Raw genomic sequence first — 26,110 nt, forward strand, 5'->3', positions numbered from 1 at the left:
CGGCCCGGCGGACACGGCCGCCGTGGACCGTGCGCCCTTCCGCGGGCGCCCCGGCCGGTTCCGGTCGCGATCGCTCCGCCATGATTCCGGCATGACACGCGAACACCGCTACCGGCTCACCGTCACCTGGACCGGGAACCGCGGCGAGGGCACCGCGAGCTACCGCGGCTACGGCCGGGAGCACGAGGTCTCCGCCCCGGGCAAGGAGCCGCTGGCCGGGTCGTCCGACTCCGCCTTCCGGGGCGACCCCTCCCGCTGGAACCCCGAGGAGCTGCTCGTCGCCTCGCTCTCCCAGTGCCACATGCTCTGGTACCTGCACCTGTGCACGGTCAACGGCGTCGTGGTGACCGGCTACACGGACGAGCCGGAGGGCGTCATGCTGGAGGACGGGAACGGCTCGGGGCGGTTCGCCGAGGTCGTGCTCCGGCCGGCCGTGACCGTCGCCTCCGCCGAGATGGCGGCCACGGCCGAGCGCCTGCACGGCGAGGTCCACGCGTACTGCTTCATCGCCCGCTCGGTGAACTTCCCCGTCAGGCCCGAGCCCGTGATCGGGTTCTGACCCCCTCCGGACCCGTCAGGGCACGAGCGACCGGTAGAGCTCCATCGTCCGCTCGGCGATCCGGGCCCAGGAGAAGTGCTCCACGGCCCGGATCCGCCCGGCCCGGCCCAGCTCGGCGGCGAGCGCCGGGTCGGCCAGCAGCCGGTTGACCCGCTCGGCGAGGTCGGCGGCGAACCGGGCCGGGTCGTCCGGCGTGCCGTCCGCGGCGGTCTGCTCGATCGGGACCAGCAGCCCGGTCGAGCCGTCGGCCACGACCTCGGGGATGCCGCCGGTGGCGGTGGCGACCACGGCGGTCTCGCACGCCATGGCCTCCAGGTTCACGATGCCCATGGGCTCGTAGACCGAGGGGCAGACGAACACGGCGGCGTGGGTGAGGATCTGGATCACCTCGGGGCGCGGGAGCATCTCCGAGATCCAGACGACCCCGGCCCGGTCCCGCTCCAGCTCCCGGACGAGGCCGGTCACCTCGGCGGAGATCTCGGGCGTGTCGGGGGCGCCCGCGCAGAGCACCAGCTGGGCGTCGGGGTGCAGGTCCCGGGCCGCGTGCAGCAGGTGGACCAGGCCCTTCTGCCGGGTGATCCGCCCGACGAACACGACGTACGGCCGGCCGGCGTCGATGCCGTGCTTCTTCAGCACGTCGGTGCCGGGGTCCGGGGCGTACTCGTCGGTGTCGATGCCGTTGTGGATCACCGAGACCCGCGCCGGGTCGATCTCCGGGTAGCAGGCGAGCACGTCCCGGCGCATGCCCTCCGAGACCGCGATGATCGCGTCGGCCGCGGCCAGGGAGGTCCGCTCGGCCCATGACGAGAGGGTGTACCCCCCGCCGAGCTGCTCGGCCTTCCACGGCCGGAGCGGCTCCAGGCTGTGGGTGGTCGCCACGTGCGGCGTGCCGTACAGCAGCTTGGCCACGTGGCCGGCGAAGTTGGCGTACCACGTGTGGCTGTGCACGAGGTCGGCGCCCTCGCACCCCGCGGCCATCTCCAGATCCACCCCGAGCACCTGCAGCGCGGCGTTGGCCGCCCCCAGCCCGCCGGGGACCCGGTAGGCGTCGGTCCCGGGCTCGGTCCGCGGGGCCCCGAAGCAGCGGACGCGGGTGTCGGCCAGCGCCCTCAGCTCCCTGGCGAGGTACTCGACGTGCACTCCGGCACCGCCGTAAACCTCCGGCGGGTACTCGCGGCTCAGTAGATCGACTCGCATGGTCACACCCTAGTGTTTCATCCCCCTTCGTCAGGTTAAGGTCCTGGGTATGAGAGTCCTCGCGATCGTGCTCGCCGGCGGTGAAGGCAAGCGGCTCATGCCGTTGACTGCGGACCGGGCCAAACCGGCGGTGCCGTTCGGAGGGATCTACCGGCTGATCGACTTCGTGCTGTCGAATCTGGCCAACGGTCACTACCTGAAGATCGTCGTGCTGACGCAGTACAAGAACCACAGCCTCGACCGGCACATCTCGCGCACCTGGCGGCTGTCGGCGATGCTCGGCAACTACGTCACCCCGGTCCCGGCGCAGCAGCGGCTCGGGCCGCACTGGTTCTCCGGGTCGGCCGACGCGCTGTTCCAGAACCTGAACCTGGTCTACGACGAGATGCCCGAGCACGTCATCGTGTTCGGCGCCGACCACATCTACCGGATGGACCCCCGGCAGATGGTGGAGCAGCACATCGACTCCGGCGCGGACGTGACCGTGGCGGCGATCCGGCAGCCCCTGTCGCTGGCCGACCAGTTCGGGGTGATCGAGACCGACCCGGCGGGGCGGCGGATCACCGCGTTCCGGGAGAAGCCCACCGACGCCGTGGGCCTGCCGGACGCGCCCGACCAGGTGTACGCCTCGATGGGCAACTACGTCTTCCGGACCCAGGCGATGATCGACGCGCTCCGCGAGGACGCGCTCGACCCCACCAGCAAGCACGACCTCGGCGGGAACATCATCCCGATGATGGTCAAGAGCGGCAGCGCCGAGGTCTACGACTTCGCCGACAACGTCGTGCCCGGCTCGACCGAGCGCGACCGCGGCTACTGGCGCGACGTGGGGACCCTGGACGCCTACTACGAGGCGCACATGGACCTCATCTCGGCGCACCCGTTCTTCAACCTCTACAACGACCGCTGGCCGATCTACACCGGCCACGACCCGCTCCCCCCGGCGAAGTTCGTGCACAACGACGGCGACCGGGTCGGCCGGGCGATCGACTCGCTGGTCTCCTCCGGGGTGATCGTCTCCGGCGGTCTGGCCGAGAGGTCCGTCCTCTCCCCCGGCGTGGTGCTGCACTCCCACTCCGTGGTCGAGGACTCCGTGCTGATGGGCAACGTGAAGGTGGGCAGGGGCGCGATCGTGCGCAAGGCCATCATCGACAAGAACGTGGTCATCCCGGACGGCGCCCGGATCGGTTTCGACCTGGAGCACGACCGCTCCCGTTTCGCGGTCACCAGCAGCGGCGTCGTGGTCATCGGCAAGAACGAGATCGTCGACCGGTAGGGCCCGCCGCGCCGGACGGCGGCGGGCTGCCGCCGTCCGCACCCCGCGCCGGGGGCCGGATCCCGTCCTCCGCGGCCGGGGCGCGCCCCGTGGCGGGACCGGCCGTCACCGGCCCCAGGTGAAGCGGGGCGGGCGGCGCTCCAGGAAGGCCGCGACGCCCTCGGCCAGCTCCTCCCGGGAGGCCTTCTGCCAGGCCCGGAAGGCCTCCTCCCCCGTCCGGCCGTCCACGATCTCCTTGCCGGCCGCCAGGGTGAGCTGCGACCGCCCGGCCATCGTGCTGGCCAGGCCGTACACCCGGCCGGCCAGCTCCCCGGCCGGCAGGACCTCGTCGACCAGGCCGATGCGCAGCGCCCGTGCGGCGTCGATCAGGTCGGCGGTGTAGAGCAGCGACTTGGCCGCGGACGGGCCGACGTGCTCGACCAGGCGGCGGGTCGAGGAGAGCGGGTAGACGATGCCGAGCTTGGCCGGGGTGATCCCGAAGCGGGCGCCGCCGGCGGCCAGGCGGAGGTCGCAGGCGAGCGCGAGCTGGCAGCCGCCGCCCACGCAGAAGCCCTCGATCATCGCGATCACCGGTTTGGGGAACCGGGTCAGCGCCCGCTCCGCGGTGACGGTCAGGCCGGTGTCGTCGCCGTCCTCGGACAGCTCGGCGATCTCGGAGATGTCCGCGCCGGAGCAGAAGGTCCCGCCCGCTCCGGTGAGCACGAGCACCCGTACGGCCGGGTCCGTCGCGAGCGGCTCCAGGATGCCGGGCAGCGCCCGCCACATGTCCGCGCTCATCGCGTTTCGCTTGCCGGGCCGGTCGATCACGAGCGTGGCGACGTGCTCGGCGGGGTCACCGATGGTCAGCCGGAAGCCGTTGCGGATCTGCACGGTATAGATTCTCCCTTGACCCTGATCCGATCATGAGGCGGGCCCCGCGCCCGTACGGCGGGCGGCCCCGCCGATGACCGCTCCCGGGAGGGGCCCGCATGCGACTGACGCGTCCGTTCCGGCGGCTGAGCCCGGCCGAGCGGCGGCTCTGGGACGCCTATCAGACGGGCGCCTGGGTGGACCTGCGCTCCGGCGATCCGGAGGCCGACGACCCGGCGAACGGGGAGTGCTGGGGGCCGGAGCGGACGGTCCGGGCGGAGGTCGTCGCGGCGCTACTGCTCGGTGCACGGGAGCCGGAGCCGGGCGCGACGCCCGGCCTGCGGCTGGCCGGGGCCCGGATCACCGGGAACCTGGACCTGTCGGACGCCGCCGTCGGGGCCAAGCTCCACCTGCTCAACTGCCACCTGTCCGGGACGGTCGACATCAGCGACGCGAAGACCCAGGGCCTGCGTTTCCGCGGCTGCGAACTGGGCCGGGTCCGGGCGGCGCGCAGCACCGTCGACGGGCTGCTGGACTTCGACGGCTCCGCCCTGCGCGGCCTGCGGATGGACAACGCCCACATCACCGGCCAGCTCCGGCTCGCCAGGGCGCGGGTGAGCCCTCCGGACGCGGCCGACCCCGACCTGATGCGGTTCATGGAGGACGTCAGGAGGCCGTACAGCGAGGCCGAGCGGCGGGAGCGCGGCCTGGAGGACGGGCACCGCTGGGCCGTCTGGGCCGGCGGCGCGGTCGTGGACGGCGGCGCGTTCCTGCGGGGCCTGCGGGCCACCGGCGGGCTGCGCATGGTGGGTGCCAGGTTCAACGGCGGCCTCTACCTGCAGGAGGCGTCGATCACCGCCACCCGGCACTCCGCTCTCCCGGCCGCCGGGCCCGAGCCCGAACCCGCGACCGCGACCGCGACCGCGACCGCGACCGCCGAGCCTACGGCCGTCGAGCCGTACGGCCACTCCGGCTTCCGGGAGAGCCCGGCCACGTCGTACGCCGTCTACGCCGACTTCCTGGAGTCCTCGGCGGCGGAGTTCAGCGCGGGGTTCACCGCCGTGGGCACCGTGCGGCTGCGCGGGGCGCGGATCAACGGCGTGCTCTCGTTCGACCGGGCGACGCTGGAGGCGCCCGACCGGTCCCTGCACCTGAGCCACATGCAGGTGGACGAGCTGATCCTCAAGCCGTCGGCGATCGAGGGCGAGGCCAATCTCGGCTACTCGCGGATCGGCGTGCTGCTGGACCACCCCGCCGCCTACCCCGACCGGGTCCAGCTCAACGGGCTGACCTACGAGGCGCTGCGCGGCCCGTGGACCGTGGCCGAGCGGCTCTCGTGGGTCGGCCGGGACCCGGGCGGCTACCGGCCGCAGCCGTACGAGCAGCTGGCCGCCTGGTACCGGCGGATCGGCCACGAGCCGGACGCCCGCCGGGTGCTGCTGGCCAAGCAGCGCGAGCACCGCGGCACGCTCAGGCCCACCGGCCGGTTCTGGGGCCGCCTGCTCGACGTCGCCGTCGGGTACGGCTACCGCCCCTGGCTGGCCGGGCTGTGGGCGGTGGTGCTGCTGGCCGCGGGCACGGCGGTCTTCTCGTCCGTGCCGCCGGTGAAGATCGACCCGGACCACGTCCGGCACTTCAACGCCTTCGTCTACACGCTGGACCTGCTGGTCCCGGTGAGCGTCTTCGAGCAGCGCGGGGCCTGGGAGCCGGTGGGCTGGACCCGGTGGCTCGCCTGGACGCTGGTGGCCTCCGGGTGGATCCTGGCCACCGCCCTGATCGCCGGAGCCGCCCGGGTGCTCCGGCCGTCGAACGCCCCGTGAGGGTCCCGGATCCCCCGTCTCCCCGTGAGGGTCCCGGATCCCCTGCGCCCCCCGGTGAGGGCTTCCGGTCCCGTGTGCGGGCGCGACCCCCGAGGCGGCGCGCCCGCACGGCGGAGATCCGCGGCGGGGTTCAGCCCCGCCCGACCCGCCCGGGCAGGGAGAGGTCACCGGAGGCGACGTCGAGCACGTTGCTCACCCGCAGCAGCGGATCGTGCAGATCGGCGTTGATCCGCAGCGCGGCGGTGACGCCGTCGTAGGCGAAGTCCTTCGGGAAGCCCAGGTCCGCCAGGGGGACGCGGATCCGCACCGTGTGGGCGTCCAGCCGCGTCGGGTAGGGCGGGCTGTCGAGGTAGAGCGGCACCCCGGGCCAGGTGCGGGGCAGGTCCGGCTTCTCGCCCTCGGCGATGTCGCGCACCTTCAGCGCTCCGTCGGGGCGGGTGGTGTCGGGGACGAGGACCACCCAGTGGCTGTGCCAGCGGGCGCCGTCGTCGTCGGTGCGGCCGTTGCGGTCCTCGTCGTAGCCGGGGGTGTCGTCGAAGTCGGGGTGGGAGGTCGCGGCGAGCGCCAGGGTGCCGCTGCCGGCGGTGAACCCGACCGCGGAGGGGTCGAGCGAGGTGGGCCAGACATAGCTGAGCACCTCGCTGCCGGCGAAGGACCCGTGCCGCTCGGGCCGCACGGAGCCGGCGCGGCCGCGCACCTGCTCGGTGAAGACGAGGTGGCGTCCGTCGCGCCGCACGCTGGTGCGGACGAGGTCGAAGGCGGACGGGCGGGCGTCGCCGCGCGGTGAGCGGATGCCGTCGTGCTCCGCGGCGTGCCGGTGGCCCTTCCCGTCCGGATGGCCCTTCCCGCCCGGGTGGGCGGCCGCGGGCGTGGCGAGCAGGCCTGCGGCGAGCAGGCCGAGGGCCGCCGCGACGGTGAGGCGGCGCCCCCGGATCTGGATTCGGGACATGGTGACCCTCTCTTTCTTTCGGAGTCCTAAGTTTCGGACTCCGAAGTAAATTAGAAGAGCGTGGAGCCCCTGTCAACCTCTATGCTTAGGACTACTGACGAATGGAGGAGCGGTGCAGCAGGAAGGACCGCTACCGGCCGACACGGCCGCGCCGACGGCCGCCGACGGCGCCGACCTGGACCGTCGGCTGGCCGCGGCGCTGGAGCGGACCGGGCACGCGGTGCGCACCCTGCTGTGGCGGCAGGCCTACGCCAACGGGCTGAGCCCGATCCAGACCCAGTTGCTGCTGCACCTGTCCGGCAGGGCGCGGCCGCCGCGCTCCAGCGACCTGGCCGCCGAGTTCGACGTCTCGGCCGCCACCATGAGCGAGGCGCTCACGGCGCTGCGCCGCAAGGAGCTCGTCCGGCGGGAACCCGATCCGGGCGACCGGCGCAGCCACGTCCTCCTGCTGACCGACGCCGGCCGGAGACTCGCCGGCGAGCTGGCGCACTGGTCCGATCCCGTCACCGCCTGGCTGGGCGGCGCCCCGGAGGCCGACAAGGCCGCCACCCTGCGCTTCCTGCTCGACCTCGTGGCCCGCCTCCACGGGACCGGCGTGCTCGCAGTCGCCCGGACCTGCGTGACCTGCCGCTTCTTCGCCCGCGCCGCGCACGACGACCCGGACCTGCCGCACCACTGCCGCCTGCTCGACACGCCCTTCGGGGACGCCGCCCTGCGGGTGGACTGCGCCGAGCACCAGCCGGCCGGCGAGGCGTAGGAAAGGCCCTCAGGCGGAGGTCTCGACCCGGAAGCGGGGCAGCGACTCGGGGTACTTCTCCCGGACGAACCTCACCAGGTGCTCGCGCATGTCGCACTTGAGGTCCCAGGCGCTGGCGGAGTCGGCGGCGCTCATCAGCGCGCGCAGCTCCACCAGGCCGTTGGGCAGGACGTCGGTGACCTGGAGCACCCAGTCCTTCTGGTCCCACAGGGGGTGCTCGCGCAGCGCGTGGTAGAGCTCGGTGCGCAGCTCGTCCACCGGGACCGACCAGTCGACCCGGAACATCACGTGGCCGATCACCCGGCTGCCGTGCCGGGTCCAGTTCTGGAACGGGTTGGTGGTGAAGTAGGAGACGGGCAGGACCAGCCGGCGCTCGTCCCACAGGCGCAGGACCACGTAGGTGAGGGTCAGCTCCTCGATCCGGCCCCACTCGTTCTCCACCACGACCACGTCGTCCAGCCGGATCGCGTCACTGAAGGCGAGCTGCAGTCCCGCGAGCAGGTTGCCGAGCGTCGACTGGGCCGCGATGCCCGCGACCACGCCCGCGATGCCGGCGGAGGCGAGCAGTCCGGCGCCCAGCGCGCGCATCTGCGGGAAGGTGAAGAGCATCGCGCCCAGCGCGACCACGACGACCACCGCCGAGGCGACCCGGCGGACCAGCGCGATCTGGGTGCGGATGCGCCGGGCCCGCAGGTTGCGCTCGCCCTCGACCTTGAGCAGCCGCTCCAGCACGACGTCGGTCACCGCGTAGGCGGCCTGGATGACCAGCCACGTGATGGAGGCGATCATCGCCAGGCTGAGCAGCCGCTGGATGTTCTGGTTGGCCTCGCCGTCGGCCATGGCACCCGGCTCGTAGACCGTGTAGGCCGCGACCACGGCGGCCGTGGCGAACGCGGGCCAGGTGCAGCGCCGCACCAGCGGGCCGGCGAGGACCCACTTCTCCCCGATCAGTCGTGAGCGCAGCACCCGCCTCACCACCTCCACGGCCGCGACCGCGGCCAGTACGGCGACCAGCATGATGATCCAGTCCATCACGGACGGCGTCCCCCCTCGTCGACTTTTTACCGGCGAGAGGTTTCCCCTATGGCTGGCCCATAATCAGAAGTCCTCGTCGAATGTGACATTCCCCTCGACGGCCACCTGATACGCAGAAACCCGGCGCTCGAAGAAGTTCGCCAGCTCCTGCACGTCCTGCAGCTCCATGAAGGCGAACGGGTTGGCGGTGCCGTACCGGACGGGCATGCCGAGCCGGGCCAGGCGCTGGTCGGCCACGTACTCCAGGTAGCCCCGCATCGCCTCGACGCCCATCCCGGGCAGGCCGTCGCCGCACAGGTCGGCGGCGAAGGCCAGTTCGGCCGCGACCGCCTCCTCCATCATCCGGACGACCTGCGCGGCGAGCTCGTCGTCGAAGAGACCGGGCTCCTCCGCTCGCACGGTGTCCACCACGCTGAAGGCGAACTCCATGTGCATGGACTCGTCGCGGAACACCCAGTTCGTCCCGGTGGCCAGGCCGCCGAGCAGGCCGCGGGAGCGGAACCAGTAGACGTAGGCGAAGGCGCCGTAGAAGAACAGGCCCTCGATGCAGGCGGCGAAGCAGATCAGGTTGAGCAGGAAGGCGCGGCGGTCCTCCCTCGTCTCCAGCCGGTCCAGCCCGCCGAGCGAGTCGATCCAGCGGAAGCAGAACTCGGCCTTGTCCCTGATCGACGGGATGTGCTCGACCGCGGCGAAGGCCTTGACCCGCTCGTCGTGGTCGGGCAGGTAGGTGTCGAGCAGCGTCAGGTAGAACTGGACGTGCACGGCCTCCTCGAACAGCTGGCGGCTGAGGTAGAGCCGGGCCTCGGGGGCGTTGACGTGCTGGTAGAGGTTGAGGACCAGGTTGTTGGCCACGATCGAGTCGCCGGTGGCGAAGAACGCCACGAGCCGGTTGATCAGGTGGCGCTCCTGGTCCGTCATCTTCGCCAGGTCGGCGAGGTCGGAGTTCAGGTCCACCTCCTCCACCGTCCAGGTGTTGCGGATGGCGGCCCGGTAGCGCTCGTAGAAGTCCGGGTAGCGCATGGGCCGCAGGGTCAGGTCCATGCCGGGGTCGAGCAGCATGCTGGATGTCTCCGTGTCGTCGTCGGGTCGTGCGTGAGGTCGTGCGTGAGGTCGCCGGATCGCGCGCCGGGCCGTGGAAAGGCACGGAAAGGCGCGGAAAGGCACGAAGGCGCGGCAGGGCGCGTCGGGTCGCGGCGGGGCGCCGGGCGGGCCTACTGGCAGGCGTCGCAGACCTCGGGGTTCTCCAGGGAGCACGCGACGGCCTCGGGGTCGGCGACCGCGGCGGGCGCGGGCGCGCCCGGGGCGGCGGCCACGGTGGTCTGGGCGATCCGCGTCGCGGGGCGCGAGCGCAGGTAGTAGGTGGTCTTCAGGCCCGACTTCCAGGCGTAGGCGTACATCGAGGAGAGCTTGCCGATGGTCGGGGTGGCCATGAAGAGGTTCAGCGACTGCGCCTGGTCGACGTACGGCGTGCGCGCGGCGGCCAGGTCGATCAGCGCCTTCTGCGGCAGCTCCCAGGCGGTCCGGTACAGGACCTTGAGGTCGGCGGGGATCTCCGGGATGTCCTGGACCGAGCCGTCGGCCCGCTTGATCGCGTCCCGGATCCGCTCGTTCCACAGCCCGCGCGCCTGCAGGTCGCGGACCAGGTAGCGGTTGACCTGGAGGAACTCGCCCGACAGGGTCTCGCGCTTGAAGACGTTGGAGACCTGCGGCTCGATGCACTCGTAGCAGCCGGCGATGGAGGCGATCGTGGCGGTCGGCGCGATCGCGATCAGCAGGGAGTTGCGCAGGCCGGTCTCCGCGATCCGCTCCCGCAGCGCGGCCCACTCGGGCGAGCGCGCGGCGGACCGGGAGGCCCCGTGACCGCCGCTGCGGCCGTCGCTGTGGCCGTCGCCGTAGTGGTCGGGGTGGAGCACCCCGTCCGCGGCCCGGGTCTCGCCGTAGGAGGGGTGCCGGCCCCGCTCGGCGGCCAGGTCGGCGGAGGTGCCGTAGGCGGCGAGCGCGATCTCCTCGGCGATCCGGGTGGACAGCTCCAGCGCCTCCGGCGAGTCGAACGGCAGGCGCAGCGCGAAGAACACGTCGGCCAGGCCCATCACGCCCAGCCCGATCGGCCGCCACCGGCGGTTGGCCGCCTCGGCCTCGGGCGTCGGGTAGAAGCCCAGGTCGATGGTGCGGTCCAGGAACCGCACGGCGGTGCGGACGGTGCGGCGCAGCCGCTCCCAGTCGACCCCGTCCCCGGCCAGGTGGGCGGCCAGGTTCACCGAGCCGAGGTTGCAGACGGCCGTCTCGGCGTCGCTGGTGACCTCGAGGATCTCGGTGCAGAGGTTGGACAGGTGGATGACGTTCTCGGGGCGGGCGGTCTGGTTGGAGGTGCGGTTGGCCGCGTCCTTGAAGGTCATCCAGCCGTTGCCGGTCTGGGCCAGGGTCCGCATCATCCGGCCGTAGAGGGTCCGGGCCGGGATCCGCCGCACGGCCAGCCCGGCCTCCTCGGCGGCCCGGTAGGCGGCGTCGAAGGCGGCGCCGTACAGGTCGGTGAGGTGCGGGACGTCCTTGGGGTCGAACAGCGACCATGCCGCGTCCGCCTCGACCCGGCGCATGAACTCGTCCGGCACCCAGTTGGCCAGGTTGAGGTTGTGGGTGCGGCGGGCGTCCTCGCCGGTGTTGTCGCGCAGTTCCAGGAACTCCTCGATGTCGGCGTGCCAGGTCTCCAGGTAGACGCAGGCGGCGCCCTTGCGCCGGCCGCCCTGGTTGACCGCGGCGACGCTGGAGTCCAGCGTGCGCAGCCACGGCACGATGCCGTTGGAGTGGCCGTTGGTGCCCCGGATCAGCGAGCCCCGCGAGCGCACCCGGGTCCAGGCGATGCCGATCCCCCCGGCGTACTTCGACAGGCGCGCGACCTGCCCGTAGCGCTCGTAGATGGCCTCCAGCTCGTCGCGCGGCGAGTCGAGCAGGAAGCACGACGACAGCTGCGGGCGGCGGGCGCCGGAGTTGAACAGGGTCGGCGAGCTCGGCAGGTAGGACAGCGTGGTCATGAGGCCGTACAGCTCGGCGGCCTCGGCCACCGTCTCCGACAGGCCGCAGGCCACCCGGAGGAAGAAGTGCTGCGGGCGCTCCAGGACCTTGCGGGTCTCCGGGTGGCGCAGCAGGTAGCGGTCGTAGACCGTGCGCAGGCCGAAGTACTCGAACCGGGTCTCCTCGCGGACCAGCGCGTCCAGCTCCGCCGCGTTGGCCGCGACGAACTCCGCCAGCCGGTCGGCGACCAGTCCGGCCGCGTGGGTGGCGGCGACGGATTCCGAGAAGGTCCGGACGCCGTGCTCGGCGGCCTCGTCGGCGATCAGCCCGTCCAGCAGCCCGGCGGCGGTCCTGGAGTTCTCCGGGTCGGTGATCACCCGGGCGGCGGCCTCCTCGATGGCCAGCCGGCGGGCGTCCGGGCCGGTTCCCGCCCCCGGTACGGCGCCGGCCGTCGTACCGCCCGCCGCGCCGCCCGCCGCGTCACCCGCCGTGCCGGTCACCACCGTGCCGGTCGCGCCGCCCGCCGCGTCACCCGCCGTGCCGATCGCGGCCTCTGCCATGGTCTGTGTCACGTGCCACCCCTCGCGCGCTGGAATTCCCCGTGTGTACGGCTCTCGAGGAACGGGCGCGCGTCGGAGGGCGGATCCCGGCCGCAGGAAGGGCATGCGGGAACCGCCTCGTCCGCGGGCCCTCCCTCGAAGCCCTGGACCGCTTGCGTGGCCGGGGCCGCCCACCGGGCGGTCCGGACCGCCCTCGGGCGTCCCGGAGCCCGGTCCGGCTCCCCTTCCACGCGTCACCGGCAGGTCTTCGGACTCACGGGCGTGTTCGTGCGCTTCCTACTGGCCGTCGCTTCCCAGGTCTCCCCAGTGCCTCTGACGGCGGTCGTTCCCGTTCACCGCTGCGGGGCAGTCCCGGAATCGCACCGGGTTCCCTCTTTCCTCGCCCCGCCAGGGGCGAACCAGCAACGAGGAGGATCCTACATCTAGGGGCGGATCGCGCAACCGGCCCTACAATTTGTGTCGGACGAGCCCAGCAGCCCGAGTTCGTAGAGCACGCCCCGGGTGCGCTCGGTCTCGGTGGCGAGCCACTGCCGGAAGTCGTCGCCGCTGAGGTACACGCGTTCCCAGCCCTGGCGCGCGCACAGTTCCCGCCAGCGCGGGGAGGCGTCGATCCGGTCGCAGAGCGCGACGGCGGCCTCGCGGTCCTCGGCGCTCATCTCCCCCGGGCCGAGCAGCCCGCGCCAGTCGGCGTACTCCAGCCGGACCTCCAGCTCCATGAGCGTCGGCGCCTCGATCCCGTCGATCCGTTCGCGGGAGGAGACCGCCAGCACGCGCAGGCGTCCCGAGGCGAGCCCGGCGGCCAGGACGCGGGCCGGGGCCAGAATCGCGGCGGCCCATCCGCCGCCGAGCGCCTCGACGGCCTGGTCGGCCCCGGCGTACCCGGTGTACTCGAGGAGGCGGGCGTCCACGCCCAGGCACTTGCCGATCATGCCGTAGAGGACGTGGTCCGGGCCGCCGGCCGCCCGGCCGCCGACCACCAGCCCGGCGGGGTCCCGGCGGAGCCGGGCGGCGAAGTCCTCGAAGGAGCGCAGCCGCGAGTCGGCGGAGACCGCCAGCGCCGCCCACTCGCCGACCAGGCGGGCCAGCGGGGTGGCGGACTCGGCCAGCGGGGCGGCGCCGGACGTCTCCGCCCCGGCGACCATCGGCATCCCGGCCACCAGCAGCCCGCCCTCGCGGGTGAACGGCGCACCGGAGGTCCGCGACGCGGCGAGGGCCGCGAGGGCGGCGGCCCCGGCCCCGCCCGGGTGGTTCTCCACCTCGACCGTCCGGGCCAGTCCGTCGCCGGTCAGCGCCGACGCCAGCGCCCGGGCCACCCGGTCGGCCTCGCGCCCGCGGGCCGCGGGCGCGATGACCGACAACCTCTCCGGCACCGGAGGTCCGGCGCCGCCCGTCGTCCCGCATCCCGCCGCGGCGACCGCGATCCCCGCGGTGATCCAGAAAAACCGCCTACGGTGCATAGGTGCCCCTTTCCCAGGGTGCCCTTGGCACTCTAGGTTACAGCACCATTACTTTCCGCCACAGAACGGGACGTAGCGGGCGCAGCGTTCCGGCTACTCCACCGTGACGCTCTTGGCCAGGTTCCGGGGCTTGTCCACGTCCCGCTCCAGGGCGACGGCGGCGTGGTAGGCGAAGAGCTGGAGCGGGATGCCCAGCAGGATCGGGTCCAGCTCGACCTCGTTCTTGGGCACGACCAGGCAGTCGTCGGCCAGCTTGGGGTCGGCGACGCGGTGGCCGACCATCAGCACCCGCCCGCCGCGCGCACGGATCTCCCCCAGCGTGGTGAGGTTCTTGTCCAGCAGCTCGTCGTCGGGGACGATCGCCACGGTCGGCATCTCCGGGCCGATCAGCGCCAGCGGGCCGTGCTTGAGCTCGCTGGCCGGATAGGCCTCGGCGTGCACGTAGGAGATCTCCTTGAGCTTCTGCGCGCCCTCGCGCGCCACCGGGTAGCCCCGGACGCGGCCGACGAACATGATGCTCGGCGAGTCGGCGTACTTCTCGGCCAGTTCCTTGACCTGCGGCTCCAGGGCGAGGATCTCCTTGATCTGGTCGGGCAGCGCGCGCAGCCCCTCGCAGATCCGGCGGCCGTCGGCCGGCGACAGGTCGCGCACCCGGCCCAGGTGCAGGGCCAGCAGCGCGAAGGCCACCGCGGTCGAGGTGAACGCCTTGGTGCTGGCGACGGAGACCTCAGGTCCGGCGTGCAGGTAGACGCCGCCGTCGCACTCGCGGGCGATGGCGCTGCCGACGGTGTTGACGATGCCGAGCACCCGGCCGCCCTTGCGCTTGAGCTCCTGGACGGCCGCGAGGGTGTCGTAGGTCTCCCCCGACTGGCTGATCGCCACGTACAGGGTGTCGGCCTCCACGACCGGGTTGCGGTAGCGGAACTCGCTGGCCGGCTCGGCGTCGGCGGGGATGCGGGCCAGCTCCTCGATGAGCTGGGCGCCGATCTGGCCGGAGTAGTAGGCCGAGCCGCAACCGATGATCTTCACGCGGCGGAAGGAGCGGGTCTCCCGCGCGTCCATGTTGAGGCCGCCCAGGTGGGCGACGTTGAAGCGCTCGTCGAGGCGTCCGCGCAGGGTGCGGGCGACGGTGTCGGGCTGCTCGGAGATCTCCTTGAGCAGGTAGTGCTCGTAGCCGCCGGTGTCGTAGTGCGCGGCCTCCCAGTCGACGGTCAGCGGCTCCTTGGCGGTCTCCCGCGCGTCGCTGGCGAAGGTGTTGAACCCGTCGGCCCGCAGCACCGCGAGCTCGCCGTCCTCCAGGTGCACCACCTGGCGGGTGTAGCGGACCAGCGCGGCCACGTCGGAGGCGGCGAACATCTCCTTCTCGCCGATGCCCAGCACGATCGGGCTGCCGTTGCGGGCCACGACCACCTCGCCGGGGCGCTCGGCGTCGAGCACGGCGATGCCGTAGGTGCCGACGACCCGCTTGAGCGCGAGGCGGACGGCCTCCTCCAGCGAGTCGGTCTCCTTGACGGTCCGGGCGATCAGGTGCGCCAGCACCTCGGTGTCGGTCTCGGACAGGAAGACCGCGCCGTCGGCCTCCAGCTTGGCCCGCAGCTCGTCGGCGTTCTCGATGATGCCGTTGTGCACGACCGCGACGCGCTCGTCGTTCGACAGGTGGGGGTGGGCGTTGACGTCGCTGGGCACGCCGTGGGTGGCCCAGCGGGTGTGGCCGATGCCGACCGTCCCCTTGAACCGCGCGGGCACGGCCGCCGCCAGGTCCGCCACGCGGCCCTTGACCTTGCGCATCTTCAGGCCCTTGTTGGAGACGACCACGCCGGCCGAGTCGTAGCCCCGGTACTCCAGGCGCTGGAGGCCCTCCAGCAGGATCGGCGCCGCGTCCTTCGGGCCGACGTAGGCCACGATTCCACACATGATCATCACCCTCTCACTGAGATATTTGTACCCTTTGTACGGTTTTATCCGTAAACGATCCGTCGCAACTGGCGCAGGGAGAGCTCGGGCGGCGAGACGCGGCGGGCCGCCAGCTCCGCGGCGATCCGCGGGAAGGCGACGTCGTTGACCAGCCCCTTCGCCTTGAGCTCGGCGTGGCGCCGCCGGACGTACTCCTCGGTCCCCTCTGAGAAGTACGCCAGCACGTCCGCCACCACCCGCGCCGCCTCTCCCGGCCCGAGCGCGCTCGTCCGGGTCAGATGAGTGATCAGCTCCTCGTGCGGATGCCATGCGGTGGACACAGACCAGGACGATATGCAGGGGGAACGCGATTCGCCAACTTTCCTGCCCGGAATCGGGCAGGAAATCAGCGATTCCGTCCGATCGACCACATGAATCACATACGGTAGTTGATCGTTACTGTGGGTAGTGGTCCGGGCGGGAGGAACCACTATGCGCCGCCTGCCGTGCATCACCGTATTCGCCGCTCTCGTCGTCTCCGCCGCCTTCGGCGCGCCCTCTGCCCACGCCGCCCCGGAACCGAACCTCCGGACGGGCCCGCAGCCGCCTCCGCTCCCCGGCCCGGAACCCGCCCCGGGGAACGCCCACGGGAACGGCCCGGAACCCGCCCCGGGGAACGGCGAGGAGAGCGCCCTGGAAAACGGCTCGGGGAACGGCCCGGAGAGCCGGATGCGGGAACGTCCGCACCAGGGCAGGCAGGCCGCCTTCGCCCGGGCCGCCCGGACGTACGGCGTGCCGGAGAGCCTGCTGCTCGCCGTCTCCTACCTGCAGTCCCGCTGGGACGCCCACGGCGGCAGGCCGAGCGTCTCGGGCGGGTACGGTCCCATGCACCTGGTCGACGCGCGCACCGCCGCCTCCCCCGGCCGCCACCGCGACGACCACCACGGCGCGGCCGGGGCGGACCCGCGCGGCGACGAGACCCGGCCGCTCCGGGTGGCGGCGCCCCGCCCCGCCGCCCGCGGCGACCGGGTCCCGCCGCCGGACACCCTGCACCGGGCCGCGAGCCTGACCGGGATCTCCCCCGCCCGGCTGCGCCTGGACCCGGCCGCCAACATCACGGGCGGCGCCGCGCTCCTCGCCCACCACCAGCGGAGCGGCGGAGGACGGCCGGGCGCCGGTCCCGCCCACTGGTACGACGCGGTGGCCCGCTATCCCGCGACCCGCGACGCCCGGGCCGCGGCGGTCTTCGCCGACGAGGTCTACGCGACGCTCCGCACCGGAGCCGCCCGGGTGACCGACGACGGCGAGCGGGTGGTCCTGCGCCCGGACCCGGCCCTGACCCCGGCGGCCCCGGCGGGCCGCGCGGAGGCGGGCCGTACGGACCGGGACGCCCGCGCGCCCCGGCGCCTCGCCCTGCGGCAGGAGACCCGGGGCAGGACCGGGCCCGACTGCCCCCGCGGGGTCTCCTGCGAGTGGATCCCCGCCGCCTACCGGAAGCTGGGCGAGGGCCGCTACGGCAACCACGACCGCTACGAGGGCCGCAGGGAGATCGACTACATCGTCATCCACGACGGGGAGACGAGCTACGACGCCATGACCCGGCTCGCGGCCAACCCCGCCTACCTGAGCTGGCACTTCACCCTGCGCTCCAGCGACGGCCACATCGCCCAGCACCTGCGCGGCCAGGACGTCGGCTGGCACGCGGGCAACTGGTACGTCAACTCCCGCTCCATCGGCCTGGAGCACGAGGGCTACCTGGCCCGCGGCGGCGCCTGGTACACCGAGGCGATGTACCGCGCCTCGGCCCGGCTGGTCCGCCACCTCGCCCGGCGGTACGGCGTGCCGCTGGACCGGGCGCACATCCTCGGCCACGACAACGTGCCCGGCGCCACCCCGGCGACCGTGCGCGGCATGCACGAGGACCCGGGCCCCTACTGGGACTGGGAGCACTACTTCGAGCTGCTGGGCCGCCCGCTGGACCGGGCCGCCCGGGCTCCGCGGCCGGCCCTGGCCGCCCTGACCGCCCTCTCCGGCCGGCGGCCCGCGCGCTCGGTGACGATCCTGCCCCGCTACGCCGTCCACCGGCCCCACTTCACCGGGTGCGGCGGCGGGTCGCGCCCCTGCCCTCCCGCGGGCGCGTCCTCGGTCTGGCTGCGCACCGCCCCGGCGGACGACGCCCCGCTGGTCAGGGACGTCGGCAAACACCCGACCGGGGGTTCCAGCCACAGCGTCTACGACCACGCCGCCCGCGCCTCGACCGGCCAGCGCTACGCCCTGGCCGAGCGCCGGGGCGACTGGACCGCGATCTGGTACCTCGGCCAGAAGGCCTGGTTCCACGACCCCGCCGGCGCCCGGACCTCCGTACGCGCCCGCGGTCCCGTGGTCACCCCCCGGCCGGGCCTGGCCTCGGTGAGGCTGTACGGCAGGCCGTACCCCGAGGCCTCGGCCTACCCGCGCGGGGTGAAGCGGCAGCGGCCCGTCCCGCTGCAGTACCGGCTCCCGGCCGGCCAGCGCTACAGCCTCGGCCTGACCCGGCGCGGCTCCCACCTGCACGCGGTCACCTTCGACCCGTCGAAGCACCGCCTCATCCGGGGCGCGACGCGCTACCACCAGATCCAGTTCGGGCACCGGGTCATGTTCGTCCGGGCCGAGGACGTCGTCCGGCTCCGGAGCTGAGCGTCCCGCGGCCGTGGCGGGCGGCCCGGTTGGACGCGCGCACTCCGGGAACGCGCTAGAGTTCTCCCGTGCCCCGGACGAATTCGCCGGGAAACACGCGGAAGTGGCTCAGTGGTAGAGCATCACCTTGCCAAGGTGAGGGTCGCGGGTTCGAATCCCGTCTTCCGCTCTGACAGGTCCCTCGGGATCTGGCTGGTGGAGTGGCCGAGAGGCGAGGCAACGGCCTGCAAAGCCGTGTACACGGGTTCAAATCCCGTCTCCACCTCACCGCACGGACGCCGGAGCCCGCGGGATCCGGTAAAGTGTTGCGAGCGCCGCGAGGGGAGACCCGCAGCGGGACGCGCGGAAGTGGCTCAGTGGTAGAGCATCACCTTGCCAAGGTGAGGGTCGCGGGTTCGAATCCCGTCTTCCGCTCTGGTTCACCCGAGGACGATTAGCTCAGCGGGAGAGCGCTTCCCTGACACGGAAGAGGTCACAGGTTCAATCCCTGTATCGTCCACCACCAGCGGTCCCCCGGCCCCAGGCCGGGGGACCGCTTCGTTTCCGCCCTTCCCGGGTCCCCGCCGCGTCCTGACCGGCGGCCGGAATCACCCGCGGGGAGGACACCGCAGGCCTCGCGAAGAGGCACCATGGAAGCACGCCTGACCCGAAATCGGGTTGATAGGTATGCTTTTGGCTTCGGCGAAGGGGGCGGGCCCGTGCTGCGTGTGGTGGTCGATCCGGAGGTGCCCGCGGAGGTGGCCAACCTCATGCGCCGGAACGGACCGCTGCTGTCGCGGTTCCACCGCGGCTGGAACCCCGAGGCGCGGGACGGCTCGCGGATCCCCGGCCCGGTCCTGGGAGTCTTCGCGCTGACGCTGGTGCTGGCGTTCGTCACCCTCGTCGCCGCCGGGGTGGGCGCCCTCCCCCTGATCGTCCTGGCCGGGATCGAGCTCATCGTCATGGCGATCCTCTACCTCGCCAGGAAGCCCACCCCCGCCGACTCCCTGGAGCGCGTCCTGTACCGCCACGCGGTCCAGTTCCGCGGCCGCTTCCTGGTCCTGGAGGACTTCGATCCGCCCTCGCGCCACCTGCTCGGCCGGGTCCAGCAGGCGATCGACCGCATCCTGCGCTCCCGGGTCAACGCCATGGGCCTGCTGGACGGCGTCCGCAACTCGGTGATGCTCCCCGCGGAGGAGTGGGAGATCGCCCGCCTGCTGACCAAGCTGTCGGCCCTGCGGGCCAGGCACCACGACATGGCCAGGAGCGGGAGGACCCCGGAGGTGGCCGCGGCGATGGCGCCGCTGGAGCGGGCGCTGGCCGCCAGCGAGGCCGCCGTCGTCGCCCGCGTCGAGGCGCTGGAGCGCTACGCCGACCACGTCGCCGAGGCCGAGCGGGCGCTGCTCTCCCACCACCAGATCGAGGCCCTGCGCGCCCAGCTCCCGGAGTACGAGCAGCTCGTCGCGGAGGCGGGTGCGGGCCGGCTGATGGCTCCGGAGATCGGCCATCTGGCGCAGGACGCCGACCAGCTGCGGCAGGCTCTGAACGCCAGCATCCGCTCCGCCCACGAGGCGTTCCGCTATCTCGACGGATAGCCGAAAATAAGATTTCTCGACTACGGTCCGACCGCGGGAAAGGGGAGAACGAGCCGGTGCAGCACGTGGCGGTCGACCCGGAGGTTCCTGCGGAGGTCGCCGATCTGTTCCGCAGGAACGGATCGCTGCTGTCGCGCATCCGCGCCGGATGGACCCCCGAGCCGCGGATCGACGCCCCCGGCCTGCCGGTCCGGGCGCTGCAGGTCGGCGGGGCGATCGTCTCGCTCCTGCTGCTCGGCGGCGCCCTCCGCGCCGACGACGGGCGGATCCTCGTGTTCGTCCCCGCACTGCTCCTCTTCGTGGTCTTCACCGGCCACCTGGTCGCCCGCGAGGGGCCCCTGGAGAGCGAGGACACCGAGCAGGAGGTCTACCGCAACGCCCGCTGGTACGAGGACCGCTACCTGCTCCCGGAGGACTTCGACGCCCCCGCCGAGCAGCTGCGCGAGCGGACCCGCAAGGCGGTCGAGTACGTCCTGCGCTCCCAGGTCAACGCCTCCGGGCTGCTCGACGACGCGCGCAACTCCGTGATGCTCCCGGCCCAGGAGTGGGAGATCGCCCGGCTGCTGGCCAAGCTGTCGGCCCTGCGGGACGAGCACGGCCGGTTCGGCCACGACGCGAGGACCCCGGAGGTGGCCGCGGCGATGGCGCCGCTGGAGCGGGCGCTGGCCGCCAGCGAGGCCGCCGTCGTCGCCCGCGTCGAGGCGCTGGAGCGCTACGCCGGCCATGTCGCCGAGGCCGAGCGCGCCTTCCGCGCCCACCAGCAGGTCGAGCTGCTCCGCTCGCGGCTGCCCCGGTACGAGGAGCTCCTCGCCGAGACGGGCGCCGACGCGCTCGCCGTGCCGGAGATCGACCACCTGACGCAGGACGCCGGCCGGCTGGAGCGGGCGCTGCGGGAGAGCGTCCGCTCCGCGCACGAGGCCTTCCGCTACCTGGACGGTCCTAGCACAGAAGGTGACAAGTAGGGTTTGTCTATGACAGAACGACCAGTGCTGGTCTACGACGGCGACTGCGGATTCTGCACGGCGAGCGTGCACTTCGCCGAGCGGTGGATCGGCGTGCGGGCCCGCGTGACGCCCTGGCAGTCCGCCGACCTGACCGCGCTCGGCACCACCCCGCGGCGGGCGGACCGCGAGGTGCTCTGGGTCGAGCGCGGCCGGGTGTACGGCGGGGCGCAGGCCGCCGCCCGGCTGCTGATCGCCGCGGGGATGCCGTGGAGCGCGCTGGGGTTCGCGCTCCGGCTCCCGCCGCTGCGGTGGGCGGCCCACGGCCTCTACCGGCTGGTCGCCGCCAACCGGCACCGCCTGCCCGGCGGCACCCCGGCCTGCGCCCTGCCGGCGGCCCGGCGATGAGGGCGCTGCTGGCCGGGTTCGAGCCGTTCGACGGCGCCACCGTCAACCCGTCGTGGGAGGCGGTGCGGCTGGTGCCCGGCGCGCACGCCGTACTGCTGCCGTGCGTGTTCGGCGCGGCGACCGACCGTCTGCGGGCGGCGATGCTGGAGCACGGGCCCGAGGTGGTGGTCTGCGTCGGGCAGGCGGCCGGGCGGGCCGACGTCACGGTCGAACGGGTCGCGATCAACCTCGACGACGCCCGCATCCCCGACAACGCGGGCGACCAGCCGGTGGACCGCCCGGTGGTCCCCGGCGGGCCGGCCGCCTACTTCGCCACGCTGCCGGTGAAGGCCTGCGTGGCGGCGGCACGGAAGGCGGGCGTGCCGGCGAGCGTGTCGCACAGCGCCGGGACGTTCGTCTGCAACCACGTCTTCTACGGCCTCATGCACCTGATCGCCACCGAGTTCCCGCAGGTGCGCGGGGGCTTCGTGCACGTGCCGGCCGCCCCCGGGCAGGTCCTCGACCAGGGCGGGCCGTCCATGCCGTCCATGCCGGTCACGATGGTCGCCGAGGCGCTGACCGCGATCGTGACGGCCGCCGGCCTGGTCCACGACGATCTGCGCCTGACCGGCGGCTCGCTGCACTGACGGTGAGGACGCGGGCGAACGCCTCCCGGCGGATCCGGTTCCCGCTCCGTCCGGCCGCGGTCTCTCCGACCGGATCCGCCGGCTCCGGTCGGAGAGACCGCGGCGCCCCGGGCCCGGGCCGGGCGGCGCCTCAGAGGGGGACGCCGTAGATCACGCGGCGGCCGACGAACTCGGTCACGCTCCACACCTGCCCGCGGCCGCGCACGCAGGCGAGGTCCTCCGGGCCCACCGGGTACGGCCTGCGCACGATCCCGTCGCCGACCTCGATCAGGGTGCCGTTCCGCTGCGATCCGGCGCCCTGGCTGAGATACCAGGCGCCGTCGTACGACAGGGCGCCCTGGATCCTGCCGGCGGGCAGCGCGTAGGCGTCGAGCGCCGCGGCGACACCGTCGGCGGCACCGTCGGCCCCGGCCCGCAGGGCCCCGTCGGGGTCCAGCCGCCAGCGGGCCACCCGGCCGGTCTCCCCCGGCTCGTCGACGTACTCGCCGGAGACCAGCAGGTCGGGGTCGGCGCTGCGGTCCACGGCGGCGAAGGAGAACCGGGCGGCCCCGGTGGTGGTGGTCCACGCGCCGGTCTGCGGCATCACGTAGCGGTAGCCGAACGCGTTGTACACGCCCTTCGCCCCGCCGATCGCCCGGTCGTCCCCGCCGTTCACCTCGAAGATCTGCCGGGTGTCGAAGACCCGGAACCCCCGGACGGTGTCGGCGACGTAGAGCAGGTGGCCGTACCAGGCGACGCCTCCGGCGTGGATGTCGATCGGGGCGATGCCCCCGTCCGCGCGGGCCTCGACGAGCAGGACGTGCCGGTAGCGGAGGGTGGCGGCGTTCAGGAAGGACAGGCGCACGCCCCGCTCCCCCGCCTCCGGCTTGTAGTACCAGCTCACCACGAACACGTTCCCCGCCGCGCCCGCGTCGGACGAGCAGGTCAGCCCCTGCGGGTACCAGTCGGGGAAGGCGTTGTCGGCGGCGTCGAAGCAGTACCAGTCCACCGGCCGGGGCCTCATCGAGCCGAAGGCCCCCGACCCGGTGGAGCCCCGCCGGGTGGCGGCCCGGTTGGCCTTGGCCAGCACGGCGTCCAGCGTCACCCGCTCGAGCTCCCGCTCCAGCACCCGGATCCCGGCGCTGAAGCGGTCGTCATCGCGCTTCAGCTCGAACGGTCCCGCGGACACGGCCTTCATCGCGCTCATGAGAGTCCTCCCGTCCCGCCCAGTCTGGCGGATCAAGGTACGGAATTCATGAGTATGCCGGTCGAATCCCTTTCGCGATCATCCGGGCCGCGCTCACCCGGGAGGGGCCGCGCAGGGCATCGCCGGAGGGCCGCACAGGGCCGGGTCAGACGGGCCAGGTGTGCACCGGGTCGCCGGTCTGCGCCAGCTCCCGGTAGCGGGTCACCATCCGGGCGCGGTCTCCGCCCAGCGCCTCCAGCGCCTCGCGCTGCCAGACCGATCCGGTACGGCGCCGCGTGACGCGCTCCCGGACGACGTCCAGCATCCGCTCGGCCTCGCCCGGCTCGACGCCCACCCGCTCCAGCCCGGCCGCGGCCAGCGGCAGCAGGTCCAGGGCGAGCCGGGCCGCCGGGACCTCGTCCCGCCTGCCGGGCCAGGCCAGCGAGGCGTCCAGGCCCTCGATCGCCGACCGGTAGAAGTTGCGGTAGGCGGAGGCGAAGGCGAACTCCTCGACCGGCTCGACGGCCAGGGCGGAGGTGAGACCGAGCAGGAAGGCCGTGTTGGCCGCCATGTCGACGGGGGTCGGCCCGGCGGGCAGGGCGCGCATCTCCACCCGCAGGTGGCCGCCGTCCGCCGGGTCGTAGACCGGCCGGTTCCACTGCCAGACCGTGCCCTGGTGGAGCCGGAGCTCGGCCAGGGCGGGGGCCCCGTCCCGGCCGGGGCCGTGCTCCGGCGTGATCATCGGCAGGATCGGCTCGTAGTCGCGCACGCACGCCTCGAACAGCTCCTCGGCGCTCCTGACCCAGCCGGAGCCGAAGGCCACCCGCCGGTCCCGGCGCCCGAGCCGCTCCAGGTCGCGGTCGTCGGCCGACTCCTCGAACAGCGCGATGCGGGTCTCCTCCCACAGCCGCCGGCCCAGGAAGCCCGGGGAGTTGCCGCTGACCGCCAGGACCGGTCCCATCGCCAGCTGGGCGGCGTTGTAGACGCGGGCGAAGTCGGCGGGCGCGGTGCGCAGGTGCACCTGCCAGGAGGTGTTGGCGCTCTCCAGGATCACGCCCTCGACCTCCAGCTCCAGCTGCTCCACACCGTGGATGCGGACCCGGAACGGCTCGGTCCGCAGCCGCCGGAAGCCGCGGCTCATCGCCCGGTAGCGGCTCTCGTCGCTCATCGCCCCCTGGGTGAAGTCGAACTCGTGCAGGGTCGGCAGGATCCCGATCGCCACCGACCGCCCGCCGTGCTCCGCCGCCGCCGAGTCCACCACCGCGATGGTCTCGTGCAGCTCCTTCTCCAGCGCGGCGAACGGCCTGCCCGCCAGCGGGAGCGGGGTGAGGTTGACCTCCAGGTTGAACCGGCCGAGCTCCAGGGTGAGCCGGTCGTCCCCGGCGGTGTCGCGCACCTCGCGGTTGCGCGGGAGCGGGCGGCCGTCCGGCGTGGTCAGGAACAGTTCCAGTTCGGCCCCGATGGTCATGGGCCCCGTCCCGAACCCCGGCCGGGCCAGCAGCTCGCGGAGCTCCGCCAGCTGCTCGGCCAGCCGCTCCCCGAAGCGGGCGAACTCCGCCTCCGAGAACCGGTCCTTGTCGAGTTGCTGCCCCATCTCACCGTCCGATCATTCAGGCGGTCTCCACCGCGATTCGCGTCGCCTCCCCTCTCTGTCCCGTCCGCCGCCGTCTAATCCGCCGGTGAGGTAGATCACCAGGGCAGGACGCCGTCCTCGTCCTGATAGGAGCCGGTGGGACCGCCGGCGTCCAGCAGCGCCAGCCGTACGGCGGCGGCCGCGCCCTGCTCGGCGGTGCGGGGGCCGCTGTGGCCGTTCATGTCCGTCGCGCAGTACCCCGGGTCGGCCGCGTTGACCTTGATCGGGGTGCCGGCCAGCTCCTTGGCGTAGGCGACGGTGACCATGTTGAGCGCCGACTTGGAGGAGTTGTAGGCCAGGTAGTTGCTCTCCCAGAAGGGGTCCTGCGGGTCGGTGGCCCGGGCCAGGGAGGCCAGGCCGCTGGACATGTTCACGATCCGCGCGGCGGGCGCGCGGCGCAGCAGCGGGAGCATCGCGTTGGTGACGGCGACCACCCCGAAGACGTTGGTCTCGTAGGTGGCGCGCAGCACGTCCACCGGGGTGGCGCTGGGAGCCGGGTCCTCCTGGGGGAGGAGGACCCCGGCGTTGTTGACGAGGATGTCGAGCCGGCCGTACTCCGCCTCGATCCACTTGGCGGCGGAGGCGACGGACTCGGCGGAGGTGACGTCGAGCTGGACGAACCGGGCGCCGATCCCGTCGGCGGCCCGCTGCCCGCGCTCCGCGTCCCGGCCGGCGGCCAGGACGGTCACGTCCCGCTCGGCGAGCAGTCTGGCGATCTGGTGTCCGATGCCCTTGGTGGCACCCGTGATGAGAGCGATCATGCCCCTCACCCTCGCCGGGGTCCGCCGGGGGCGGGAGAGACCCCGGAAGGCTGGGACCGGCGGTACCACCCTCGGGCCGCCGTCGGGGCGCGGACTCCGGCCATGATGGAGGGCATGAACCGCAGTGGACTCGCCGAATTCCTGCGCAACCGCCGCGCCCGGCTGACGCCCCGGGAGGCGGGGCTGCCCGGCGGCGGGCGCAGGCGCACCCCGGGGCTGCGCCGCCAGGAGGTGGCCCAGCTGGCGGGCATGTCCATCGACTACTACATCCGCCTGGAGCAGGCCCGGGGGCCGCACCCGTCCCGCCAGGTGCTCGGCGCGCTGGCCCGGGCGCTGATGCTGACCGCCGACGAGCGCGCCCACCTGTTCCACCTGGCCGGGGAGGCCCCGGCGCCCGGCGGCAGGCCCTCGCGGGACGTGCCGCAGGGGGTGCTGAACCTGCTGGCCTCCCTGGAGGACGTACCCGCCTACGTGGTCGACGCCAAGTACGACATCCTCGCCTGGAACCCGCTGGCGGGCGTGCTCATGGGCGACCTGGACCGCGCGGAGCCCCGGGAGCTCAACGTGGTGCGCAGGGTCTTCTCCTCCCCGGACCTGCGCGCCGGCCTCTGCGAGGAGGAGAAGGGCGGTTTCGCCCGCGCCGCGGTCGCCGACCTGCGCGCCGCCGCCGCGCGCTACCCCGACGACCCCTCGATCGGCGAGCTGGTCGCGGAGATGCTGGCCCTCAGCCCGCAGTTCGCGGCGTTCTGGCAGACGCACGACGTGGAGATCCGGCGCAACCAGCGCAAGCGGATGAGCCACCCGCTGATCGGCGTGATCGAGGTCTCCTGCCAGTCCCTGCACGTCCCCGACCGCGACCAGCGCGTGGTGCTCTACACGACGGACGCCGGCTCCCCCGCCCGCGACGCCCTGCGGACGCTGCGGACGCTCCGCCTCCAGGACGCCTGACCCCCGCGGGGTGCCGC

Annotated in this window: 22 protein-coding genes, 4 tRNA genes and 1 riboswitch; of the genes, 14 read left to right on the plus strand and 12 right to left on the minus strand. The window is 73.3% G+C overall.

What is annotated here, in order from left to right; all coding sequences use genetic code 11:
* Positions 1–91 precede the first annotated feature (91 nt).
* The gene (locus HS048_RS25635) at positions 92–559 is read left to right on the plus strand and encodes an OsmC family protein (RefSeq protein WP_196468900.1); all 468 of its coding nucleotides are present in this window, start codon (positions 92–94) and stop codon (positions 557–559) included.
* Positions 560–574: 15 nt separating this feature from the next.
* Here HS048_RS25635 and glgA read toward each other — a convergent pair whose 3' ends face one another.
* On the minus strand, positions 575–1,756 hold the full coding sequence (gene glgA, locus HS048_RS25640) for a glycogen synthase (protein WP_068896120.1): 1,182 nt from the start codon (positions 1,754–1,756) through the stop codon (positions 575–577).
* Between the two features lie 49 nt (positions 1,757–1,805).
* Between glgA and glgC the strand changes: the two genes are divergently transcribed.
* Positions 1,806–3,032 (plus strand): glucose-1-phosphate adenylyltransferase, encoded by a 1,227-nt coding sequence (gene glgC, locus HS048_RS25645; RefSeq protein ID WP_068895496.1) that lies wholly within the window; start codon positions 1,806–1,808, stop codon positions 3,030–3,032.
* A 105-nt stretch (positions 3,033–3,137) separates the two neighbouring features.
* On the opposite strand, the gene HS048_RS25650 is transcribed toward glgC, so the two are convergent.
* Positions 3,138–3,902 carry an enoyl-CoA hydratase-related protein gene (locus HS048_RS25650; RefSeq protein ID WP_307832632.1) on the minus strand — a complete coding sequence of 255 codons (765 nt, stop codon included), beginning with the start codon at positions 3,900–3,902 and terminating at the stop codon, positions 3,138–3,140.
* 98 nt (positions 3,903–4,000) lie between these two features.
* Between HS048_RS25650 and HS048_RS25655 the strand changes: the two genes are divergently transcribed.
* The gene (locus HS048_RS25655; protein ID WP_196468901.1) at positions 4,001–5,701 is read left to right on the plus strand and encodes a pentapeptide repeat-containing protein; all 1,701 of its coding nucleotides are present in this window, start codon (positions 4,001–4,003) and stop codon (positions 5,699–5,701) included.
* 130 nt (positions 5,702–5,831) lie between these two features.
* On the opposite strand, the gene HS048_RS25660 is transcribed toward HS048_RS25655, so the two are convergent.
* Positions 5,832–6,650 (minus strand): hypothetical protein, encoded by an 819-nt coding sequence (locus tag HS048_RS25660; protein WP_196468902.1) that lies wholly within the window; start codon positions 6,648–6,650, stop codon positions 5,832–5,834.
* Between the two features lie 112 nt (positions 6,651–6,762).
* On the opposite strand from HS048_RS25660, the gene HS048_RS25665 reads away from it, so the two are divergent.
* Positions 6,763–7,407, plus strand: coding sequence for a MarR family winged helix-turn-helix transcriptional regulator (locus HS048_RS25665; RefSeq protein ID WP_196468903.1), 645 nt, complete (start codon positions 6,763–6,765; stop codon positions 7,405–7,407).
* A 9-nt stretch (positions 7,408–7,416) separates the two neighbouring features.
* Here HS048_RS25665 and HS048_RS25670 read toward each other — a convergent pair whose 3' ends face one another.
* From HS048_RS25670 to HS048_RS25695, 6 genes are all read right to left on the minus strand, one after another.
* Complete coding sequence (locus HS048_RS25670) at positions 7,417–8,439, minus strand: mechanosensitive ion channel family protein (protein WP_230881880.1); 1,023 nt, start codon at positions 8,437–8,439, stop codon at positions 7,417–7,419.
* Between the two features lie 66 nt (positions 8,440–8,505).
* Positions 8,506–9,501, minus strand: a complete 996-nt coding sequence (locus tag HS048_RS25675) for a ribonucleotide-diphosphate reductase subunit beta (RefSeq protein WP_196468904.1) — start codon at positions 9,499–9,501, stop codon at positions 8,506–8,508.
* A 152-nt stretch (positions 9,502–9,653) separates the two neighbouring features.
* On the minus strand, positions 9,654–12,023 hold the full coding sequence (locus HS048_RS25680) for a ribonucleoside-diphosphate reductase subunit alpha (protein ID WP_307832633.1): 2,370 nt from the start codon (positions 12,021–12,023) through the stop codon (positions 9,654–9,656).
* Positions 12,024–12,231: 208 nt separating this feature from the next.
* Positions 12,232–12,429, minus strand: a riboswitch (cobalamin riboswitch).
* 4 nt (positions 12,430–12,433) lie between these two features.
* Positions 12,434–13,381 carry a tripartite tricarboxylate transporter substrate-binding protein gene (locus HS048_RS25685; RefSeq protein WP_196468905.1) on the minus strand — a complete coding sequence of 316 codons (948 nt, stop codon included), beginning with the start codon at positions 13,379–13,381 and terminating at the stop codon, positions 12,434–12,436.
* Positions 13,382–13,561: 180 nt separating this feature from the next.
* The gene (gene glmS, locus HS048_RS25690; RefSeq protein WP_230881881.1) at positions 13,562–15,388 is read right to left on the minus strand and encodes a glutamine--fructose-6-phosphate transaminase (isomerizing); all 1,827 of its coding nucleotides are present in this window, start codon (positions 15,386–15,388) and stop codon (positions 13,562–13,564) included.
* A 38-nt stretch (positions 15,389–15,426) separates the two neighbouring features.
* Positions 15,427–15,702, minus strand: coding sequence for a hypothetical protein (locus HS048_RS25695; RefSeq protein ID WP_068895504.1), 276 nt, complete (start codon positions 15,700–15,702; stop codon positions 15,427–15,429).
* 388 nt (positions 15,703–16,090) lie between these two features.
* On the opposite strand from HS048_RS25695, the gene HS048_RS25700 reads away from it, so the two are divergent.
* The 9 genes from HS048_RS25700 (at position 16,091) to pcp (ending at position 21,586) form a co-directional block, all read left to right on the plus strand.
* Positions 16,091–18,037 (plus strand): N-acetylmuramoyl-L-alanine amidase, encoded by a 1,947-nt coding sequence (locus tag HS048_RS25700; protein ID WP_230881882.1) that lies wholly within the window; start codon positions 16,091–16,093, stop codon positions 18,035–18,037.
* Between the two features lie 97 nt (positions 18,038–18,134).
* Positions 18,135–18,206, plus strand: a tRNA-Gly gene (locus HS048_RS25705).
* 25 nt (positions 18,207–18,231) lie between these two features.
* Positions 18,232–18,302 (plus strand) — tRNA-Cys (locus HS048_RS25710).
* Between the two features lie 77 nt (positions 18,303–18,379).
* Positions 18,380–18,451, plus strand: a tRNA-Gly gene (locus HS048_RS25715).
* A 13-nt stretch (positions 18,452–18,464) separates the two neighbouring features.
* Positions 18,465–18,539 (plus strand) — tRNA-Val (locus HS048_RS25720).
* A gap of 196 nt (positions 18,540–18,735) precedes the next feature.
* A complete protein-coding gene (locus HS048_RS25725) occupies positions 18,736–19,611 on the plus strand; it encodes a hypothetical protein (protein WP_307832634.1) in 876 nt (291 codons plus the stop codon).
* 56 nt (positions 19,612–19,667) lie between these two features.
* Positions 19,668–20,573, plus strand: coding sequence for a hypothetical protein (locus HS048_RS25730; RefSeq protein WP_307832635.1), 906 nt, complete (start codon positions 19,668–19,670; stop codon positions 20,571–20,573).
* Positions 20,574–20,582: 9 nt separating this feature from the next.
* A complete protein-coding gene (locus HS048_RS25735; RefSeq protein WP_196468907.1) occupies positions 20,583–20,960 on the plus strand; it encodes a thiol-disulfide oxidoreductase DCC family protein in 378 nt (125 codons plus the stop codon).
* Complete coding sequence (gene pcp / locus HS048_RS25740; protein WP_068895514.1) at positions 20,957–21,586, plus strand: pyroglutamyl-peptidase I; 630 nt, start codon at positions 20,957–20,959, stop codon at positions 21,584–21,586. The genes HS048_RS25735 and pcp overlap by 4 nt, the downstream gene beginning before the upstream one ends.
* Positions 21,587–21,716: 130 nt before the next feature.
* Here pcp and HS048_RS25745 read toward each other — a convergent pair whose 3' ends face one another.
* From HS048_RS25745 to HS048_RS25755, 3 genes are all read right to left on the minus strand, one after another.
* A complete protein-coding gene (locus HS048_RS25745; RefSeq protein WP_068895516.1) occupies positions 21,717–22,772 on the minus strand; it encodes a hypothetical protein in 1,056 nt (351 codons plus the stop codon).
* A gap of 145 nt (positions 22,773–22,917) precedes the next feature.
* Positions 22,918–24,345 carry a glutamate--cysteine ligase gene (locus HS048_RS25750; protein WP_068895518.1) on the minus strand — a complete coding sequence of 476 codons (1,428 nt, stop codon included), beginning with the start codon at positions 24,343–24,345 and terminating at the stop codon, positions 22,918–22,920.
* Between the two features lie 95 nt (positions 24,346–24,440).
* Positions 24,441–25,145 carry an SDR family oxidoreductase gene (locus tag HS048_RS25755; RefSeq protein WP_068895520.1) on the minus strand — a complete coding sequence of 235 codons (705 nt, stop codon included), beginning with the start codon at positions 25,143–25,145 and terminating at the stop codon, positions 24,441–24,443.
* A 114-nt stretch (positions 25,146–25,259) separates the two neighbouring features.
* On the opposite strand from HS048_RS25755, the gene HS048_RS25760 reads away from it, so the two are divergent.
* Positions 25,260–26,093, plus strand: a complete 834-nt coding sequence (locus HS048_RS25760; protein WP_196468908.1) for a helix-turn-helix transcriptional regulator — start codon at positions 25,260–25,262, stop codon at positions 26,091–26,093.
* Positions 26,094–26,110: the final 17 nt, after the last annotated feature.

It is taken from the genome of Planomonospora sp. ID91781 (genome assembly GCF_015711595.1).
Lineage (GTDB): Bacteria > Actinomycetota > Actinomycetes > Streptosporangiales > Streptosporangiaceae > Planomonospora > Planomonospora parontospora.